Raw genomic sequence first — 412 nt, forward strand, 5'->3', positions numbered from 1 at the left:
TAGTATAATTCACCACCTATATCTACATTGCTAGCGCTATAGCTCTCACCATTTTTAAGAACAGCCTCAACCACCTCATCAGATACCTTTGTTCCAACTATCTCGTCTATTGAAGAACGTTCTCTTGTATCATCGAGAATTAATGAGTAGTCATAGCCTGAATCCTTGTGTAACTGAAATTCTAGACTATGCATTTCTACAGACTCATCAAATGTAGTCAATTCCAAAATAGTGACATAAGTGTTACAAGAAGCCTCAATACCTCTCATAGCCTCATGCTCCATTCCGTCTCGCAAATTATATAAGCTATATAATAAATTGATTACCCCTAAAAGTGAAAGCATGATAAGAACCATGCCTATAAGGGCCTTTTTTATTGAAAATTTGACCTTCATAATATACTCATTCCTTC

At 35.7% G+C, this 412-nt stretch carries 1 protein-coding gene; it reads right to left on the reverse strand.

Translation table 11 applies throughout. The features are described 5' to 3' along the window. Window positions 1-395 (reverse strand): cache domain-containing protein (locus tag GRF61_RS24395; protein WP_169153186.1); only part of this gene is annotated, 395 nt, incomplete at its 3' end. Between the last annotated feature and the right edge of the window lie 17 nt (window positions 396-412).

It is taken from the genome of Azoarcus sp. TTM-91 (assembly GCF_012911025.1).
GTDB lineage: Bacteria > Pseudomonadota > Gammaproteobacteria > Burkholderiales > Rhodocyclaceae > Azoarcus.